9 protein-coding genes are annotated in these 18,412 nt (G+C 37.9%); all 9 read left to right on the top strand.

Annotated elements, in window-relative coordinates:
• Position 1: 1 nt before the first annotated feature.
• The 9 genes from C4F50_RS14560 (at position 2) to C4F50_RS14520 (ending at position 18,273) form a co-directional block, all read left to right on the top strand.
• Positions 2-667: a bifunctional 4-hydroxy-2-oxoglutarate aldolase/2-dehydro-3-deoxy-phosphogluconate aldolase gene (locus C4F50_RS14560; RefSeq protein WP_194139383.1), complete on the top strand. Its 666-nt coding sequence runs from the start codon at positions 2-4 to the stop codon at positions 665-667.
• A gap of 64 nt (positions 668-731) precedes the next feature.
• Positions 732-1,544, top strand: coding sequence for an SDR family oxidoreductase (locus tag C4F50_RS14555; protein WP_194139382.1), 813 nt, complete (start codon positions 732-734; stop codon positions 1,542-1,544).
• Positions 1,545-1,664: 120 nt separating this feature from the next.
• The gene (gene uxuA / locus C4F50_RS14550) at positions 1,665-2,849 is read left to right on the top strand and encodes a mannonate dehydratase (protein ID WP_194139381.1); all 1,185 of its coding nucleotides are present in this window, start codon (positions 1,665-1,667) and stop codon (positions 2,847-2,849) included.
• Between the two features lie 273 nt (positions 2,850-3,122).
• Positions 3,123-4,751, top strand: coding sequence for a hypothetical protein (locus C4F50_RS14545; protein ID WP_194139380.1), 1,629 nt, complete (start codon positions 3,123-3,125; stop codon positions 4,749-4,751).
• Between the two features lie 116 nt (positions 4,752-4,867).
• Positions 4,868-8,962 (top strand): two-component regulator propeller domain-containing protein, encoded by a 4,095-nt coding sequence (locus C4F50_RS14540; protein WP_194139379.1) that lies wholly within the window; start codon positions 4,868-4,870, stop codon positions 8,960-8,962.
• 566 nt (positions 8,963-9,528) lie between these two features.
• On the top strand, positions 9,529-12,531 hold the full coding sequence (locus C4F50_RS14535; protein ID WP_194139378.1) for a SusC/RagA family TonB-linked outer membrane protein: 3,003 nt from the start codon (positions 9,529-9,531) through the stop codon (positions 12,529-12,531).
• Positions 12,532-12,543: 12 nt separating this feature from the next.
• On the top strand, positions 12,544-14,064 hold the full coding sequence (locus C4F50_RS14530) for a RagB/SusD family nutrient uptake outer membrane protein (RefSeq protein WP_194139377.1): 1,521 nt from the start codon (positions 12,544-12,546) through the stop codon (positions 14,062-14,064).
• Between the two features lie 350 nt (positions 14,065-14,414).
• Positions 14,415-15,587, top strand: coding sequence for a glycoside hydrolase family 88 protein (locus C4F50_RS14525; protein ID WP_194139376.1), 1,173 nt, complete (start codon positions 14,415-14,417; stop codon positions 15,585-15,587).
• 277 nt (positions 15,588-15,864) lie between these two features.
• Entirely contained in the window at positions 15,865-18,273 is a 2,409-nt protein-coding gene (locus C4F50_RS14520; RefSeq protein WP_194139375.1) for a glycoside hydrolase family 2 protein, read from the top strand.
• Positions 18,274-18,412 lie beyond the last annotated feature (139 nt).

The following is an 18,412-nucleotide window of genomic DNA, read 5'->3' as shown; positions in this document are numbered from 1 at the left end:
CATGAGTACGATCCAAAATACCATAGATACGATTGTCAGCCAAGGAACTCTTCCGCTCTACTTTAATAGTGATGAAGATAAAACCATCGCTGTTTTAAGAACGCTGTACAAAGCAGGAATTAAAGCGGTCGAATACACCAGTAGAGGTCCTGAGGCTTTTTCGAATTTCAAGAAAATGATTGCAGTTCGAAATGCCGAAATGCCGGATTTACTTTTGGGTATCGGCACTATTAAAAATCTAAAACAAGCAGAAAGCTACTATGAAATTGGAGCTGATTTTTTTATCAGTCCCGGTTTTGTTCCAGAAGTTGCTGCCTTTCTAATCAGTAAAGAAGTGTTGTATGCTCCCGGCTGTATGACGCCAACCGAAATTATCGCGGCAGAAAATGCAGGAGTACAATTTATCAAGCTTTTTCCAGGCAACATTTTAGGGCCCGACTTTATGAGTGGAATTAAAGATATTTTTCCGAATCTAACTTTTATGCCAACGGGCGGAGTCGATACTACTAAAACCAGTATTCAAAGCTGGTTTGACGCTGGTGTTTCGGCAGTTGGAATGGGAAGCAAACTCATCAGTAAAAAAGTGATGGAATATGAAGAATACGACACCATCGAAAGGGAAACTAAAAATGTTTTGGAAATTATTGAAAACCTTAGAAAAGGTTAATTCCAAATCTAAAATTCCAAATCCCAATAAAAATAAACATAAATACAAGCATATTTTAAAAAGAATGGATTCAATATTTAATTTAAAAGGAAAAATAGCCCTAATTACGGGCGGTGCAGGCGTTTTAGGAAGCCGTTTTGCAAATGTTCTGGCGCAGCAAGGCGTAGTTGTCGGGATCGTTTCTCAGTCACTTGAAAAAGCTGAAAATACGGTAAAAACAATCGAAGCAAACGGCGGACAGGGTTTTGCTGTTCAGGCGAATGTTTTAAATAAAGAAGAAGTAGAAAAAGCCAAAGATTTTATTGTTGAAAAATACGGTCGTCTTGATATTTTGATAAACGCAGCAGGCGGTAATATGCCGGGCGCAACTATTCAGCCTGATCAATCGGTTTATGATATGAAAAGTGATGACTTACAAAAAGTTATTGATTTGAATATTATTGGAACCATGCTTCCAACTCAGGTTTTTGCAGCACTTTTTGCCAAACAAAAATCGGGAAATATCATCAATATATCGTCGGCATCAGCACAGAGACCTTTAACAAGAGTTGTGGGGTACTCGGCTTCAAAAGCGGCAATCGATAATTTTACCCAATGGATGGCGGTCGAACTGGCTCAAAAATACGGCGAAGGAATTCGTGTAAACGCCATTTCACCTGGCTTTTTTATCGGCGAACAAAACCGTGCTTTATTGCTTACTCCAGAAGGAAAACTAACGCCAAGAGGCGAAAAAATCATTGATCACACGCCAATGGGACGATTTGGAACTCCGGAAGATATTGACGGTGCTTTATTGTTCCTATGCAGTGATATGTCAAAATTCGTAACGGGAACCATCTTAAAAGTGGATGGCGGCTTTGCTGCAACAAGCATTTAAGATTTAACTCAGCCTTTCCTGCAAGGTTTCCAAAACCTTGCAGGTTTAAATTATCATCTCTTTAAACAAACATACCTGCAAGATTTTGAAAACCCTGCAGGAAAAAATAAAACATAAAACATGGAACAAACATTAAGATGGTTCGGACCAAATGATCCTGTTTCTTTACAAGATATTGCACAAACCGGAGCAACGGGAATTGTAACCGCTTTACACCACATTCCAAACGGAGAAGTTTGGACAATTGAAGAAATTTTAAAAAGAAAAGTCGAAATCGAACACCAAGACGGCGATCCTAAAAAAGGGGCTTCTGGCTTGAATTGGTCGGTTGTAGAGAGTATTCCGGTTCACGAAGACATCAAAAAACAGACTGGAAATTATCTTCAATACATTGAAAATTACAAAGAAAGCATTCGCAATCTGGCCTTATGCGGGATTACCTGCGTGTGCTACAACTTCATGCCGGTTTTAGATTGGTCAAGAACCGATTTAGCTTATACTGTTGAAGACGGCTCTAAAGCCCTGCGTTTTGATATTAATGCTTTTGCAGCGTTTGAATTATTCATTTTGAAAAGACCAGGAGCTGAAAAAGAATACTCGTTGGAACAGATTCAGAAAGCACGAAATTATTTTGATGCGATGAATGAGGATGATAAAATCAAATTGCAGCGCAATATTCTGGCTGGGCTTCCGGGCGCAGAAGAAGCTTATACGGTTGAAGATTTCTTAGTGACTTTAGGCGCTTACAATCATATTGACAGACAGGCTTTGAAGGATAATTTGTTTTTCTTTTTAAAAGAAATCATTCCTGTCGCAGAAAGTGAAGGGGTTTTAATGGCGATTCACCCAGACGATCCGCCCTACCCGATTTTAGGTTTGCCAAGAGTTGTAAGTACAGAAGAAGATTTGATTGAATTAATGAATGCTGCACCGTCAAAATCTAATGGATTTACTATGTGTACAGGTTCGTACGGTGTTCGTGCCGATAATGATTTACCGGGAATCGTAAGACGTCACGGCGATAAAATGAATTTTATTCACCTAAGAAGTACCCAGCGCGACGAAGAAGGCAGTTTTTACGAAGCCAATCACCTGGAAGGCGATGTTGATATGTACGAAGTTGTAAAAGCGATTTTGGAAGTCGAAAAAAGAAACAACAGCAAATTACCAATGCGTCCCGATCACGGACACCAAATGCTGGACGATTTAAAGAAAAAAACCAATCCGGGTTATTCTGCAATTGGCCGTTTGAGAGGACTAGCAGAACTACGCGGACTTGAATTAGGGATCAAGCGATCTTTATAAAAGGTTTACCGCGAAGGTACTAAGACGCGAAGTTTTTTTAAAGCTTTATGTTTTTAATCTCGTAAAGCCGCAGAGATTTTTATTTTAACCACAGATTAAAGAGATTGTATTTCACGCAGATTTTAAAAGATTTAAGCAGAGCAGCGCAGCTATTTATCATATCGAATCTGATATAATCTGCCCAATCTGCGTGAAATAAAAAATAAAAACCTTTGCGTCTTAGTGCCTTAGCGGTAAAACCAAAAAACTAACTAACCACAAACCACAAAAACCATGATTCGTCCAGCCATAACTATTTTTTGCAGCCTCGTTGTAAATATTACAATGGCGCAGGAAATCCCTAAAATCCTTTCTCAAAAAACAAACTACCTTCCTGATTTTAGTTATGCGGGATATCACTTCGGCGAAAGCCAAATTCCTAAATCACAGGGAAAAATAATTAACGCTGTTGATTTTGGCGTAAAAGCTAATGACGAATTAGACGATTCGAAAGCGCTTTTAAAGGCTCTTAAAGCGGCCAATGAAGTTGAAGGAAATGTAATTCTGCAATTGCCCGCAGGGAAAATTATTCTAAGCGAAATTCTCTATATTGAAAGAAGTAATTTTGTCCTTCGCGGTTCTGGTTCGACCGAAAACGGAACCGAAATCTACTGCCCAAGACCGATGATGTATCTTAAAGATGCTCCTGTTTTGGCAGAACTTCGCGAATATCTGACCACTTTTGATAAAAGACAACGCGAACCCGAAAACAATATCGATCTTCCTTTTTCGCAGTATGCCTGGTCGGGCGGTTTTATCTGGACGCAGGTTCTGGGCGAACGTGTCAAATCTTATCTGGATAAATACGAACCCGAAACTATTGCTTTGGCAAAAGTGCATTCGGGGAAAATGGGCGAACATACAATTACCGTTTCTGATGTAAAAAACTTGAAAGCCGGCGATGTAGTCGAATTACAATTGTTTAATAAAGACGGTGAAAACGGCGAAATCATTAAAGATTTGTATCAAGGGGCGAACGTAAAACCAGGTTCGCATCATTGGAAATTTCCAAAACTGCCCATTGTGAGACAGCAGGTTGAAATCACTAAAATTTCTGGATCCAAAATTACTTTAAAAACGCCTTTAACTATTTCGATAAAACCAAGTTATCAGGCACAATTGATAGAATGGAAACACTTAAATGAAGTTGGAATAGAAAATTTACGATTTACTTTTCCTGATATTCCGAGAGTCGCACATCATGTCGAACCAGGAAACAATGCCATTTTCTTAACCCGAGTATTTAATTCCTGGGTTAGAGATGTTACAATCACAAATGCCGACAGCGGTATTCTCGCCGAAGAAACAGCCAATACAACCATTCAGGACATTACAACCGATGGATCGCATTTGGCGCATTATACGGTAACATTAGGCGGTGTCCATAATATTTTGGTAAAGAATCTTAAAATCTACAATGCAGCGGTTCATCCGTTAAGTTTCAACACCTTTGCGACCAAAAACGTCTATCAAAACTGCGAAATTTTTACAGATCCGCTTTTGGATCAGCATTCGGGAGCGAATCATCAAAATTTGTTTGATAATATAACCGTTCATTTAAAAGCCGGTAAAAATAATAGTTATCTATTGTTTGGCGGCGGCGGTGCCGATTATTGGAAACCTTCGCACGGGCCTTTTAGCACTTTTTGGAATCTGAATGTGCAGGTTGAAAATCCTGATCTTTCAAAACCAGTTTTGCTGTACGGAATGAAAGACGGCGCTTCAGCCAGAATCATCGGCGTACACGGAAATACGAAATTTGAAATCAAATATGATGTCGATCCTTATATTGAATTTTTGAATACGGAAATAGAAAAAATTCCGTCTTTGTACGATTATCAATTACAAAAGCGCTTAAGATAGGTTCAAAGGCTCAGAGGTACAAAGGCACAAAGTTTTTTTTGCCAGCCAATGAACCTCAGAACCTTTGCATCTTTGAACCTCTGAACCTTTGCCTCTTTGAACCTTAAAAAAACGCTATGAAATATAAAATAGCTTTTCTTGCAATTGTATTTGCTTTCGGGAATTTGTTTTCCCAAAATAAATACCGTCTTAAAAATATCTCCACCACCGACGGGCTTTCGCAGAGTTCTGTTATTGCGATTCATCAGGATAAATTTGGGCAGATGTGGTTTGGTACGCGCGACGGACTGAATAAATACGACGGAAGCCGATTTACTGTTTTTAGAAATGATGCCGCCGATAAATTTTCGATCAGCAACAATGATATTTTGGCTATTGATGAAGATGCTTCAGGGAAAATCTGGGTGGGAACTTATAACGGTTTAAATTGTTACGATCCTGTTTCCAACCGTTTTACGCGATATCTTCATACCAAAGCCAATCATACCATAAGCAACAATGCTGTTTGGAGCATTCGCGAAATTGGAGGCGAAATGTGGTTTGGAACTTCAAAAGGTTTGACGATTTACAATAAAAAATCGGGATTGTTTACCTCTGTTTTTCATTCAGATGAGGATCCTTCTACCCTTCCAAGCAATAACATTTTAAGCATTTTAAAAACCAAAAACGGTGAAATCTGGATTGGAACTACAAAAGGTTTATGCCAATTAAAGAGTAGAAAAAATGGAAAATTCAGCTTTAAAAATTATCCGCTAAATACAGCAGATTTACTAAATGTACAATCTATAATCGAAGAAAAAGAAGGCAGTTTATGGGTTGGAACCAAAAATAAAGGTCTTTTGAAATTTGATTTGAAAACAAAAGTTTTTGTTTCGTTTTTACCGAACGAAAAATACCGCGAGATCAATACCGACATTCGATCTTTGGTAATTGATAATCAAGGCGATTTATGGATTGGAGCCTATGACGGAATCTATATTTTAGGAAAAGATCAAAGTCTGCAGAAAATAAATAATAGTAATAACAGCAACGGAATCGACAAAGTAAAGTCGGTTTTTATGGATCAAAAAGGTTCTGTTTGGATTGGCTGTTATTACAAAGGCGTGAATCTTTGGGATGTTTCGAATGTTAATTTCTCGAATTACAATCAGAATTCTAAAAAGATTCCGATGAGTTTTGATGTGGTGAGTTCGATAATTGAAGATCAAAATCAAAATATTTATTTTGGAACAGAGGGCGGCGGTATCACGATTTACAATAAAAAAACAGAAGCAACAAGCTACATTAACAGCAAAACGGGACAAACCAATAAAAATGATATCAAAGCAATGTGTCTTTCTGAAGATCATATTTTATGGATTGGGACTTTCTCAAAAGGTTTATCGGCTTATAATACCCTTTCCAAAAGAATCGAAGACAACAGAATTGCATCAGACTTACTTGATTTATTGAAGGAAACCGGTGTTTATTCGCTAAAAACTGAAGGCAGTATTTTATGGATTGGGACTTTCGGAAAAGGATTAATCCGCTACAATACATCAAATAAGACTTTTCAAATTATTGGGAATGACAGCACAAAACCAATTTTCCTGACCAATAATATTATTAGAACTCTTTTAGTTGACAAACAAAACGTTCTTTGGGTTGGAACTCAAAATGGTTTGAACCGTATACCGCTGCGAAATTTTAATCCCCAAAAATATACCATTCAGCATTTCTTTTACGATCATTCCTCTTTATCTGGCGATGATATTTTGACTTTATTTCAGGATTCTCAAAATAAAATCTGGGTTGGAACAAAAGCAAAAGGGCTCCATTACTTTGATGGGAAAAAATTTAGCAGAATCAATCTAAAAATCGGAAATACGGTCATCACTTCTATTCATTCTATTTTAGAAGATGACGATCAAAACCTATGGATCAGTACCAATCAAGGTATTATTAAATACAATACCACCAAAAAATCTGTCGTGATTTACGACCAAAAAGACGGCTTGGCAAGTAATGAATTCAATGATAATTCGGCTTTAAAATTAGATTCTAATCAATTTTATTTTGGAAGCCCTTCGGGTGCTACTTTTTTTGATGCCGCAAAAATTTCCTTAAATCAATATGCGCCGCAGGTTTTAATTACCGATTTGAAAATCAAAAACGAAACTATAAATCCCAATGACAAAGACGGCATTTTAGAAAAAAGCATCGGTTTTACCAATACCATTACGCTGGATTACGACAAAGCTAATTTCTCGATAAACTTTGCCATCCCAAATTATATTCGATCAAAAAACAATCAATACAGTTATCGTTTAATTGGTTTGGAAAATAACTGGACCACGACAAAAAATTCTGAAGCCAATTTTGCCATTCAGAACCCGGGAACTTATGTTTTTGAAGTTCGGGGAGCCAATAATGACGGTATATGGAATAAAACCCCAGCAACGCTTACCGTAATTGTAAATCCGGCTCCGTGGCGCAGTATTTGGGCATTTTTATTATACGGAATCATAATTGGCTTAGGTTTGTACGGTTTGATTTGGATTATGAAATCGAAAGCCAGATTAAAACAAAAACTAGAACTGGAATATCTGGAAACACAGCGGATTGAAGAAAACAACAAATTAAAACTAGACTTTTTTACTAATATTTCGCATGAATTCAGAACACCTTTAACCCTGATTTTAGGTCCGTTACAGCAAATATTAGCCGATTATAACGGCACTAACGAAATGTACAAAAAGCTTTTGGTTATTGAAGGAAGCGCCAATCATTTGCTGAGTTTAATTAACCGTTTAATGGATTTTAGAAAACTTGAAAGCCACCAGGTTACGCTGGAATCGGCAAACGGGAATATTGTCAAATTCACCAAAGAAATCTTTTTGTCTTTTATTGAATATGCCAAAGACGGCGGTTACGACTATACGTTTGAAACTGAAAATGAAGAAATTCTGGTGTATTTTGACCGCTACAAACTCGAACGTGTTTTTTATAATTTGATCTCAAATGCCTTTAGATATACTCCAAAAGGCGGCACAATTACTATCAAAATAAACCACGATCAGGAGAATCTATTTATTGCAGTTGAAGATTCGGGTGTAGGAATTGCTGAGGAGCATATTGATAAAATTTTTGATTTGTTTTTTGAAGTCCCAACGCACAATCAGGTTCAGAAAAACTATAATAAAGGAACCGGAATCGGACTTTCGATTGTAAAAAACATTGTCGAACTGCACAAAGGAAAAATTGATGTCACGAATAAAACTTCTGGCGGCGTTATTTTTACAGTGACTTTACCGCTTGGGCGCGAACATCTTTTAGACAGCGAAATTATTTCGGACTTTAAAATCAGTGATGATATTGCTCAATATACGGCTCAGTTAGAACCTTCGGAAATTATCGAAAATGATGATCTAGAAGATTTAATTGTTAATGAAGAAAAGCAGACGATTTTATTGGTTGAAGATCATAAAGTGTTGCGGAAATTCATGAAAAACCTGCTCAAAAAAGAGTACAATATTATTGAAGCCGAAAATGGAAAAATTGCATTAGAAAAAGCTTTAAAATTTGTTCCGAATTTAATTATTTCTGATGTTATTATGCCCGAAATGGTAGGAACTGAATTGTGTTCCAAAATCAAAGAGAACCTCAAAACCAGCCATATTCCGGTTATTCTCCTGACTTCGAGATCTTCATTGGTTTACAAATTTGAAGGGCTGGAAAGCGGTGCCGACGATTACATCAGTAAACCATTTAATTTAATGGAATTCAGACTTCGGGTTAAAAACCTATTAAACACAACGGAACGTTTAAAAATCAAATTTTCCAGCGAAGACAGTTTTATTCCGTCAGAAATCACGGTTTCTTCGCTTGATGAAGAACTTTTGAAAAAGGCTTTTAAAATTGTCGAAGAAAACATTTCAAACGAGCAATTTGATATTCCGTTTTTCTGCTCCGAATTAGGCGTCAGCCGAACAATGTTATTTCTAAAAATTAAAGCTTGGACGAATTGCACGCCAAACGAATTCATTCACGAAATCAGATTGAAACGTGCAGCGCAATTATTAGAACAAAATAAATTAAACGTTTCAGAAATCAGTTATAAAGTGGGTTTCAACAATCCGAAATACTTTAGCAAATGCTTTCAAAAAAAGTACGGCGAAACTCCGTCGCAATATGCTGACAAATTTTATAAATCTTCAACTATTAAATTGTGAGAGGTGAGAATGTGAGAATGTGAGATGTGAAAATGTGAGATGTGAAATGTTAGATGTTAGATGTGAAATGTCAGATGTGAGATGTGAGAATGTGAAATGTCGAATGTGAGATGTCAGATGTGAGAATGCGAATTGCTAGATGTGACCATACTTTTCACTTTTTACATTTCACTTTTTACTTTTCACTTTTCACTTTTCACTTTTCACTTTTCACTTTTTACTTTTTACTTTTTGCATCTCACATTTCACTTTTCACTTTTTACATTTCCCATTTCACATTTCCCATTTCACATTTTACATTTCCCATTTCACTTTTCACTTTTCACATTTTCTCACATTTCACATTTTACTTAAATAGTCCGCATTTTAAAGGCTTTAAAAAGGGTATCTGTATTTTTAGATACCCTTTTTTGTATTTCTATTTCTTTTTTGGCTTCTACATTTGCGATATGAAAATCAAAAAAACACATTTTATTGTACTCCAGATTTTATTTGTGATCATCATCATCGGAATGAGTTTATTGGTTTTCTACTTTCTAACTTATTAACCTAAAACCAAAAAATGAATGTTCACTAACCCAAAAAACAAACCGTTTAAATGGTGTTTACTCGTATCTTTTTTACTGGTAAATTTCATGATGAATGCACAGGAAAAAAAAGTCACCGGAAAAATTGTTTCCAGCGAGGATCAACTCGGACTTCCTGGTGCCAATGTTTATATTAAAAATTCTTCTGTCGGTGCTTCTGCCGATATGGACGGAAACTACACCGTAATTGTTAATGAAAAAAATGCCGTTTTAGTTTTCAATTTCGTAGGATTTCAAACTGTAGAAATTCCAGTTGGAACTAAATCTGTAATTAATGTTAGTCTAAAACCAGACACCAAAGCACTAGACGAAGTAATTGTAGTGGGATACGGAACGCGTAAAAAGAGCGATATTACCGGTTCTGTATCTTCTGTTACGGCAAAAGAATTAACAGCTTATCCGCTCTTAAATGCAGAACAAGCTTTGCAAGGCCGTGCGGCGGGGGTTTCTGTTATGACGAATAACGGAGGCGAGCCAGGCGCGCCAGTTAAAATCAGGGTTCGCGGGGGAACTTCTATTAATGCCAGCGGCGATGCTTTGATCGTAGTTGACGGTTTTGCAGGCGTTTCTATGCCGGCACCGCAGGATATTGCGTCTATCGAAGTTTTAAAAGATGCTTCGGCAACAGCGATTTACGGATCAAGGGGTTCTAACGGGGTTATCATGGTAACGACCAAAAAAGGGAAACCCGGAAAACCAGTTATTGAATTCAGCAACTCGACTTCAGTACAATCAGTAAATAACAAACTGCATTTATTAAATGCCGATCAATTTGCGGCGTATCGCAAAAGTTTTACAACACATACGCAGGGTCCTGCAAACACAGACTGGCAGGATGTGATTTACAGAGACGGAATGATTTCGAATACGCAGCTGTCATTTTCCGGCGGATCTGAAAACGTTCGTTATTATGTTTCTGGAACCTATTTTAACCAAAATGGAGTTGTAATTAATTCTGGTATTGACAAATACACGATTGTAAGCAATCTGGAAGCTGATTTAAGTCCGAAATTTAAAGTAGGTTTAAATACTTTTACGAGCAAACAAAACAAAGACGGAATCGTAAGCCAGACGGGAGCTGGAGGAACTGGAGCTGCAGGTGTAATTGCATCGGCTTACCGATTTATGCCAGACAAAGGAATTTATAATCCTGACGGAAGTTTTACTACCACAGCGCCAATTGGTGATGATATTGACAACCCGTACGCCACGGCTATGGAAAATATTTTGGAAACGACGTCTATCGTAAACCGCAATAATTTCTTTGCGCAGTATCAAATCACAAAAGATCTTGATTTTAAAACTACTTTAGGTTTAACTGATAATAATTCGCAGACCGGAAGATTTATTCCTTCTACTTTAATTGCCGGGAAAAATATCAAAGGAGAAGCTTCTGTAAACAACACGAGATTTTCTTCTTTCCTGACAGAGAATTATTTGACTTTTAAACGTGAAATTATCGACCGCGGAATTCTGACCGTTCTTGGCGGCTATTCTTATCAAAAAAACAAAAATGAAAATTCGTATGCCGCTTCAAGAGGATTTTTAACGAATACGAACTCTTACAGAAATTTAGGGGCTGGAACGGTATTTTTAAAACCAGATTCAGGTTTGTCTGAAACCGAACTGATTTCTGCTTTTGGAAGGTTGAATTTTGATTATGCCGATAAATATTTACTAACATTTACGGCCAGACGAGACGGTTCTTCGAGCTTTAGTAAAAATTATAAATACGGAACGTTTCCGTCTGGAGCAATTGGTTGGAATGTGGCGAAAGAAAACTTCTTAAAAGACAGCAAAACTATTTCGAACCTTAAATTAAGAGCGAGTTATGGTGCAACAGGAAACCCTTCAATCGGCGCTTACTCTACCCTTTCTCGTTTTTCTGAAATCTATGATGTGAGCGGTGACGTGATCGTAAATGCAGTGCAGCTGACTTCTTTAGACAATCCGAATTTGAAATGGGAAACTTCTTATCAGCAGGATTATGGTATTGATCTGGGTTTATTTGATAACCGAATCAGTATTACGGCAGATTATTATAAAACGATTACCAAAGATTTGTTGTTTAACCGTCCGCTTCCGGGAGTTTCGGGAATCGCTTCACAGCTTCAAAATGTGGGCGAATTGGAAAATAAAGGATGGGAACTGGGGATCAATACTAGAAACTTTACTGGTCCAGATTTTACTTGGTCTACAAGTTTTAATATTTCGTCTAACAAAAATAAAGTGTTGAAACTGGCTGATAACAAAGACCTTTTAATCAACTCTGCTCCAGGTCATTTCCTGGCAACAGAATCTCAGATTTTGAGAGTCGGACAACCGGTTGGTTCTTTCTTTGGTTTTATTTATGATGGTGTGATTCAGCAGGGCGAAACCGTTTTACCAGGGAATTTTGAAACTGCAGCAGGAGGAGAAAAATTCAGAGATTATAATGGCGACGGAAAACTGGATTCTCAGGATAAAACGATTATTGGAAATCCAAATCCTGATTTCATTTTTGGTTTTAATAATGATTTCACGTATAAAAATCTGGATTTAAATATCTTCTTTCAAGGCTCGCAAGGCAATCAAATTTTGAATTATACTTTGATGGAACTGGCTTCTGGAAACAACAATGCGACAACAGAAGTTTTGGATGCCTGGACACCGACCAATACGGATACTGATGTTCCTGCAAATGCAGCAAGAACGAAAAGAATTACCTCAAGATTTGTTTACGACGGCAGTTATATTCGTTTGAAAAACGTTTCTATCGGCTATAGTTTGGATGAAAAAGTAGTATCGAAAATGGGATTGAGTAAAATTCGTTTTTACATCAGTGCACAAAACCTTTGGACGATTACGGATTATCCGGGAACCGATCCTGAAACGAATTACTTAAACGACACCAACTCGAGAAGTAATACCAATCTGGGATTGGATTACGGCGGTTATCCAAACGTAAGAACATTCACTTTTGGATTTAATGTAAAATTCTAATTAAGCAAAAACATGAAAAAATATATCGCTTTTCTATTTGTCGGAACACTCGCTTTTTTCAGCTGTTCTGATCTGGAAGAAAAACCAACGGGAATCATTCGTCCAGACAATTTCTTCAACAATACAGACGATTTGCAAGCAGCGGTAAACGGAGCGTTTGCCAATATTGCGCACAACAATTATTGGGGAAGAGAATTTACCATTGCCTTAATGCTGCGTGATGACATGTCTGACATTGGGGACAGAACTACTCAAGCAGCGCGTATCGATGTAAACGATATGAGTATGAACGATACCAATGCATTGGTAGCCAACTTCTGGCCGCAGTCTTATGTGATTATTACGGCCGCAAATCAGGCGATTGAAGGTGCTAAAAAGACACCTGGAGATCCTGCAAAAGTCAATGCAATTGTCGCGCAGGCTTACTTTGCAAGAGCCTTTACTTATTATCATTTGGTGCGTCTTTTTGGCGATATTCCGTACATTGATTTTGTAGTCAATGATGTGAAACAGATCAATACCATCAGCAAAACAAAAGAGGCCGATGTGTACCCAAAAATCATTGCTGATTTAGAATTTGCGAAGCAATGGCTGGAAGACAAACCAAAAGTAAAAGCTGTCCCTGGAAAAGGAACGGCTGCGGGTTATCTCGCTTCGGTTTATTTGACTTTAGGCCAATACCAAAAAGCCTATGACGAAGCGAAATATGTAATTACAAACGAAGCCAAATTTGGTTTGGGTCTGGATGCCGATTTTCAGGATTTGTTTAATGCCAACAAAACCGCTGCATTAAAAGAACCTCTATTTACTATTGATTTTAACAACTTAACTTCTGGAAATTACGGTCAGGATTATACGGCATTTTTTACTGGTTCGCTAAAAGATGACAGTTACAGCTACGGACAGGGATTTTCTGTGGCGGTTCCGTCTTTAAAAGTATTTCAAACTTGGGATCAAAGAGATTACAGGAGAGCGGTAAGTTTTGATACGATTATTAGAAAAAAAACAGGTCCGGGAGGCTCCTTACAGGTTTTTCCGTCAAGCGATAACGAAAAAGCACCGCGTCCGCATATTGCAAAATATTTCCGCTTTCCGGGAAAAGCCGGTGCAAACGGAAGAACCTCGCAGCACAATTACATTACGATGCGTTTTGCAGAAGTTTTGTTGACTGCCGCCGAAGCTCTAAACGAAATCAGTCCGGGAACTACAGAAGCAGACGGATATGTAAACCGAGTACGCGCCAGAGCCAGAAACAAAGCTGGAAAACTGGTTTCGTTTCCGGCAAATGTAACGCCGGGATTGTCTCAATCAGATTTCAGAAAAATGGTTATTGACGAAAGAAGATTGGAATTGGCTTTTGAATACATCAGATGGTACGATATTAAAAGGCTTAAAAATGGTCCAGAAGTTTTTGGTCCGAACGGTTTGGAACCGCATGCTAATTTTGATCCGAACAAGGATTATTTATGGCCACTGCCGGGAACTGAATTGGCGATTAATCCAAATTTAAAACCTAATAATCCTGGGTATTAATTAAACGCAGATGAAACGGATTTGCTATCGCAAAGACACGGATTTTTTTATGTGCTTTTTGAAATTTGGTTTCACGCGGATTTTTAAAAGATTTTCACATAGACCGCTGCTTTTAGGTTTCTCGCAGATCTTGCAGATTGAGCAGATTGATTTAAAAAAGTAATCTTTTAAAATCTGAATAAAAAAATCTGCCTAATCTGCTTAATCTGCGGGAGAATAAAAAATGGTTCCCGCAGCTATTTCAAATTGAGAGATTAAATAAAAAATCCGCATCAATCCGTGTCTTCGCGAAAGCGAATCGGCTAAATCCGCGTTCAAAAATTACTAGATCAAAAAATTTACCTACCAACATGAATAAAGTTAGTTTTATTTTTTTAATTCTTGGTTTTGCATCGCTGGTAACGGCATGCAGAACCGGGATTAATTCACAGCCGCAAAATACAGCTGCAAATAACATCCTCGAAACGCGTTACAAAATGCTACTCGATTATCCGGTAGATTCGATGTCGATGCCCAGAAGTATGAACATCAAAACCAATGAAATTCGTAAAGTACCTTCAAGAGACTGGACAAGCGGCTTTTTCGCCGGAAATCTTTGGCAATTGTACCGTCTTACAGGCGATTCCCGATACAAAGAACAAGCTCAGAAATGGACGCCTTTCAGCAAAAAAGAAAGCGTCAATAGTAATTCGCATGACGTAGGTTTTAAAGTGTTTTGCAGTTTTGGAGAAGCGCTGAAAGTGGAAAACAAGAAAGAACACGAAGCCGTAATTATTAAAGGCGCAGAGACTTTATGCACAAGGTTTAATCCAAAAGTGGGTTCGATTCGTTCTTGGGATTTCAACAAGGAAATCTGGGATTATCCGGTAATTATCGATAATATGATGAATCTGGAACTGCTTTTTGAGGCTTCAAAAATATCTGGAAATCCAAAATATCGTGACGTTGCCGTTCAGCATGCTAATACGACTTTAAAAAATCAATTTAGAGCAGACAATTCGTGTTACCATGTTATCGACTATAACCCAAATACAGGCGAAGTCAGAAAGAAAACCACTTTGCAGGGTTATAATGATGACTCGGTTTGGGCACGCGGTCAGGCTTGGGCCGTTTACGGATTTACGATGTCCTACCGCTATACCAAAGATCCTGCTTATCTAAAACAAGCCGAAGGAACAGCGCAGTTTTTTATGACGAATAAAAACCTGCCGGAAGATGGGATTCCGTATTGGGATTTTAAAGATCCAAGCATTCCGAACTCGCCTCGTGATGTTTCTGCTGCTATGGTTATGGCTTCAGGATTATATGAATTGTATGGGTATACCAAAAATAAAAGTTATCGCGCTTTCGCGGATAAACTAATAGCTTCTGTTCAATCTGATAAATATATCATCAATACAGCAATAAAAGCACCTTTCCTACTTGATCACAGCACGGGAAACTGGCCCAAAAACGACGAAATTGACGAACCAATAATCTATGCCGATTATTATTATCTGGAAGCTTTACTGAGAAAGAAGTAATTTAAGGTGCTAAGGGACTGAGGTTCTGAGGTTCTAAGGTTCTGAGGGACAAAGGGACAAAGGTTTTCAACCTTGGAAACTTTAAAAAAAGTAACAAAGGTGCAAAGTGACAAAGCAACAGAGGTTTTCAGCTCTTGGACCTCAGCCTCAGCACCTCAAAACCTTTGAAACTAAAAGCTTTTGAACCTCAGAACCTTAGAACCTTAGAACCTTAGAACCTCAGAACATTTGAGCCAGAAAAGCCTTTGAACCTTTGTAACTATGAACCTTTGTACCTATGAATAAAACGAATAAAACTTTTTCAATTTTTGCACTTTTTGTTTTGTTTCAGATTTGTCTGGGCAGCAGTTTTGCTCAGACAAAGATGAATATTAACGACAATTGGCTGTATTTAGAAAACCATACCGTAAACCTCAACGAAGCAATAAGATCTTCAAATTGGACAGCTTTAAACCTTCCGCACACTTGGAATGCCGAAGATGCAACCGATCTTAATCCGGGTTACAGGCGCGATGCCAGCTGGTATCAAAAACAGCTTACTATTTCTAAAATCGATCCAAACCAAGTTTATTCTTTGTATTTTGAAGGATCAAATGTGACGACAAAGGTGTACATAAACGGCAAGGAAGCGGGATCGCATATTGGCGGTTATATTGGTTTTTCTGTTGATATTACCAAATTTATAAAGGAAGGAAATAATGCTGTCTTTGTTCGTGTAGATAATAGCTATGATATTGAAATTATTCCGTCCCAAAAAAGTGATTTCTTTATTTACGGCGGCATTACGCGCGATGTCTGGCTGGTTTCGAAATACAAAAATCATATTGAAAATATTAAGATTACAACTCCGGAAGTTTCGGCAAAAAAAGCTTCGGTGCAGATTGTTTCCTCAATTGTAAATCCTGACAATTCTAAAGATTTATCATTAACGGTAACTTTAAAAAATCCGAAAGGAAAAAAAGTCGCGAGCAAAACAATTTTGGTTTCGGATAAAACTTTGTCTTTAACTTTCGAAAATATCAAAAACCCTGAACTTTGGGATACCGAAAAACCTAATTTATACAAACTTACAGCTGTATTGTCAGAAAAAAATCAAGCAAAAGACAGCGTATCCGAAAAAGTCGGTTTTAGATGGTTTGAGTTTAAAGATCACGGTCCGTTTTACCTCAACGGAAAACGTTTATTAATTCGAGGAACACATCGTCATGAAGAACAAGCGGGCGTTGGTGCTGCGATGAGCAACGAGCGGCATTGGGCCGATATGAAATCGATCAAAGAAATGGGCGCCAATTTTGTCCGTCTGGCGCATTATCCGCAAGATCCTGAGGTTTACAAAGCCTGCGATGAATTGGGTTTATTGGTTTGGGATGAACTGCCCTGGTGCCGCGGCGGTATCGGAAATGAAGTTTGGAAAACCAATACCAAAAATATGCTGGCAGAAATCATCAATCAAAATTACAATCATCCGAGTATTATAATCTGGTCGCTTGGAAATGAAATGAACTGGCTTCCTGATTTTCCGGACGGCGATAATGCGGAAAAAACAAATTTATTTTTAACGGAATTGAATGACATCGCACACAAACTCGACCCAACGAGAAAAACGGCTATCAGAAAGTATTATGAAGGTTCGCATATCGTAGATGTCTTCTCTCCTTCTATCTGGTCGGGCTGGTATTCTGGAAGTTACAAAAGCTACCAAAAAGCGATTGATGTTTATAAAAAAGAATATCAACACTTTATTCACGCAGAATATGGCGGTGACAGTCACGTAGGCCGTCACAGCGAAAATCCAATTACAGGCGAAAACGTAATAAAAGCCGAGGGCTGGGAAGAAGCGATTGTGCAGACCAAAGTGGCGAATATTGCACAGATTGGCGACTGGAGCGAAAATTACATCGTCGATTTGTTTGACTGGCATTTGCATGTATCTGAGAATGACCCAACTTTTGTCGGAAATATTCAGTGGGCATTTAAGGATTTTGCAACGCCTTTACGTCCAGAAGATGATATTCCGTACATGAACCAAAAAGGTTTGACGGATCGAAACGGAAATCCGAAAGATGCGTATTATGTTTTTAAAAGTTATTGGGCAAAAGAGCCTTTTGCATACATCGAATCGCATACTTGGACAGAGCGCCAAGGTCCAGAAAATACCCCGAGAACGTTGAGCGTTTTTAGTAATTGCGATAAAGTGACTTTATCTCATAACGGAAAATCATTGGGAGAAAAACAACGAAACCTTTCATTATATCCTGCAAATGGCTTAACTTGGGATGTCCCTTTTACTAAAGGTGAGAATGTTATAATTGCTGTTGGAAAAACGAAAGAAGGCAGAACTGTTTCGGATACGCTTAAAATACACTATCGTTTTACTAAAAATGATACGGCAGTTTCGCTGCAATTAGCAGCAGAAAAACTAAAAAACGGCAATTATTTGGTTACGGCAATTGCAGTTGACCATAATAATTTACGTTGTCTGGATTATGAGGCAAGCGTTTATTTTCAATGTCTGAAAGGCGGTAAAACCTTAAAAAATCAGGGAACTCCAACAGGAAGTGAATCTATCAGAATGGCGAATGGAAAGGCTGCTATTGAAGTTATTCCCGATGGTTCTGGTTTGCCAATTGAAATGACGGCGCTGAACCAGAGTTTTAAAGGGGAATATTTAAAAATTGAACCTTGATATACAGCTTGATTTAACCGCAAAGAGCGCGAAGTAAAAAACGTAAAGTTCGCAGAGCTTTTTAAACTTTGCGAACTTTGCGTAAACCTTAGCGGTCTTTGCGACTAAAAAACATTACTATTTTAACCCCAAAGAGCGC

Source organism: Flavobacterium hungaricum, from assembly GCF_015182285.1.
Taxonomy (GTDB): Bacteria; Bacteroidota; Bacteroidia; order Flavobacteriales; family Flavobacteriaceae; genus Flavobacterium; species Flavobacterium hungaricum.
This window is presented reverse-complemented; position numbering and strand designations above follow the sequence as displayed.

Excerpts from the sequence above, each read along its gene's own strand:
- C4F50_RS14560 (WP_194139383.1), top strand. The coding sequence starts at position 2 with ATGAGTACGATCCAAAATACCATAGATACGATTGTCAGCCAAGGAACT.
- C4F50_RS14555 (WP_194139382.1), top strand. The coding sequence starts at position 732 with ATGGATTCAATATTTAATTTAAAAGGAAAAATAGCCCTAATTACGGGC.
- uxuA (WP_194139381.1), top strand. The coding sequence starts at position 1,665 with ATGGAACAAACATTAAGATGGTTCGGACCAAATGATCCTGTTTCTTTA.
- C4F50_RS14545 (WP_194139380.1), top strand. The coding sequence starts at position 3,123 with ATGATTCGTCCAGCCATAACTATTTTTTGCAGCCTCGTTGTAAATATT.
- C4F50_RS14540 (WP_194139379.1), top strand. The coding sequence starts at position 4,868 with ATGAAATATAAAATAGCTTTTCTTGCAATTGTATTTGCTTTCGGGAAT.
- C4F50_RS14535 (WP_194139378.1), top strand. The coding sequence starts at position 9,529 with ATGTTCACTAACCCAAAAAACAAACCGTTTAAATGGTGTTTACTCGTA.
- C4F50_RS14530 (WP_194139377.1), top strand. The coding sequence starts at position 12,544 with ATGAAAAAATATATCGCTTTTCTATTTGTCGGAACACTCGCTTTTTTC.
- C4F50_RS14525 (WP_194139376.1), top strand. The coding sequence starts at position 14,415 with ATGAATAAAGTTAGTTTTATTTTTTTAATTCTTGGTTTTGCATCGCTG.
- C4F50_RS14520 (WP_194139375.1), top strand. The coding sequence starts at position 15,865 with ATGAATAAAACGAATAAAACTTTTTCAATTTTTGCACTTTTTGTTTTG.